At 75.9% G+C, this 2,212-nt stretch carries 2 protein-coding genes and 1 pseudogene; 2 read left to right on the plus strand and 1 reads right to left on the minus strand.

Features of this window, described 5'->3' with window-relative positions:
• Positions 1-510 (plus strand): annotated as a pseudogene (locus C6N75_RS31015) (hypothetical protein); the annotation flags it as partial.
• Positions 511-554: 44 nt separating this feature from the next.
• On the opposite strand, the gene C6N75_RS29105 reads toward C6N75_RS31015, so the two are convergent.
• A complete protein-coding gene (locus C6N75_RS29105; protein WP_105871836.1) occupies positions 555-1,574 on the minus strand; it encodes a dihydrodipicolinate synthase family protein in 1,020 nt (339 codons plus the stop codon).
• A gap of 121 nt (positions 1,575-1,695) precedes the next feature.
• Here C6N75_RS29105 and C6N75_RS29110 point away from each other — a divergent pair.
• On the plus strand, positions 1,696-2,212 hold a 517-nt coding region (locus tag C6N75_RS29110; protein WP_146132712.1), incomplete at its 3' end, for an LLM class flavin-dependent oxidoreductase.

The raw sequence follows: 2,212 nt of genomic DNA on the forward strand, positions 1-2,212 counted from the left end.
CGACCGAGGCGGCGATCACCCGGCGCGACCCCGGCGGACTCCGGCCGGGACCGGCTGCGCCGGGTGATCGCCGCCTCGGTCGGCAACGCCATGGAGTGGTTCGACTGGGCCGCGTTCGTGACGTTCGCCGCGCTGCTCGGCGCGCAGCTCCAACCGGCCGGCGACACGGCCGCCGACGTCACCACCGCGCTGTCCGTGTTCGCCGTCGGATTCCTCTGCTATGCCGTGGCCGCTCCGGTGGCGACCCTGGAGATGTTCCCCACCGCAGTGCGCTCCAGCGGCGTCGGACTGCCGTACGCCCTGACGGTGGCGCTCTTCGGCGGCACCGCGCCCTTCCTCCACGAGTACCTCGCCGCACACGGCCACGCAGACTGCTACCGCTGGTACGTGGCGGCCCTGTGCCTGCTCAGCACCGTGTCGTTCCTCGCCTACCGCGAGACCAAGGACGTGGACCTGACGGCGGTGGGCCGCACCGCCGGCACGCCGGCCCGCACAGCCCCTCCCGCCTGAACAGCCCGACCGGAGCCCGCCGACCGGAGCCCGGGGGAGCTGTGTCAGTCCTCCTCCCGGGCCAGGTGCTCCAGGCACGCCACCACCGCCGCCCGCTCCCCGGCCGCCTCCGCCGGCCCGTACGGGTCGTGGGCGGCCTCCTCCGGGATCAACCCCTCCCACACCGCAGCCCACAGCATCCGCCGCACATAGCCCTCCATCGGCGCGAAGAAGGTGACCCGGGCGAACCGGTCCAGCCGCTCCGACGCCCGCAGGAACCGGGCCGCGTCGCCCGCCCGCCACGCCTGGAGCACCGCCGTGGTCAGCCCCACCCGGGCCGCCGCGATGCCGACCAGCGCGGTGTCCGCGCCCCACATCAGCGACGGCCCGAACATCCGGTCCTCGCCGGTGATCGCCAGCGCCCCGCTCCGCCGCGCAGCCGCGATCGCGTCCTGACAGGCCATCGCCCGGTCCAGCGTCGCCAGCTTCACCCCCACCGCCGCCGCGAGCCCCGTCAACCGCTCCACCAGCGCCGGCGGATACGGATAGCCGCCCGCCTCGCCGTGCAGGAAGAACCCCACCACCGGCAGCCCGCTCTTCGCCGCCACCCGCTCGTGCAGCGCCACCGCCGCGTCCTCGTCCCCGTCCAACTGCGCCGGCGGATACACCATCACCGCGTCCGCCCCGCCGTCCGCCGCCCGCACCGCCATGTCCACCGTCGCCGCCGCCGCCTCCGCCGCGCCCACCCGCGCCCCGGCGTGCTGCCCGCGCGGCACGCCCGCCCCGGCCACCACCGGCCCGGACACCGCCTCCCGCCACACCCGGAGCACCCGCCGCCGGTCCTCCGCCGACAGATACAGTCCGCGCCCGGTGTGCGCCCACACCGCCACCCCGCCCACCGGGCCGGCCGCGATCCGCGCGGCGTACTCCCGCAGCGCCCCGTACGCCACACCCCCGTCCGCATCCATCGGCGTCGCCACCGCCGGCAGCACCGTGCCGCGCAGACGCTCCGCCAGCGCCCCGGCCGCCGCCTCCAGGCGAGCCGCGCGCGGCCCGTCCTGACCTGTGTACGGGGGAGTGGTCATCGGCTGTCTCCCGTCTGTCGCGCCGCTCACGGCCCAAGCCGCCGCGCTACCGTTACGGTCCGGACCGTAACCGAAGCCGCCCTGCGCCGCGAGACCGGCGACCCTGGAAGGGACCGCGCCCATGCGCCTCGGCCTGTACGTCAACCTCTACGCCGACCCCGCCGACCGACCCCGGCTCGCCGACGCCGTCGAACAGGTCCGCCTCGCCGAGCAGGCCGGCTTCACCTGGGCCGTCCTCGGCGAACGCCACCTGCACCGGCCCGGCTACCACGAGGCCGTCACCACGCTCGCCTATCTCGCCGCGCACACCGACCGCATCGGACTGGCCACCGCCGGACTGATCGCCCCCGTGCACCACCCCGTCCACCTGGCCGAGACGCTCGCCCATGTGGACGTGCTCTCCGGCGGCCGGCTCACCGCCGGCTTCGTCCTCGGCTACCGCCCCGAGGAGTTCACCCTCTACGGCACCCGCCCCGAAGAGCGCGTCAGCCGCTTCGAGGAGACCCTCGAACTCCTCCACCGCCTGTGGACCGAGGACGAGGTCACCCACCACGGGCGCCGCCACCACCTGGAGGGCGCCTTTCTCTCCCCGCGCCCCGTCCAGTCCCCGCGCCCCCGCATCTGGAACGGCGGGCGGG

It is taken from the genome of Streptomyces solincola (assembly GCF_002982015.1).
Classification (GTDB): domain Bacteria; phylum Actinomycetota; class Actinomycetes; order Streptomycetales; family Streptomycetaceae; genus Streptomyces; species Streptomyces solincola.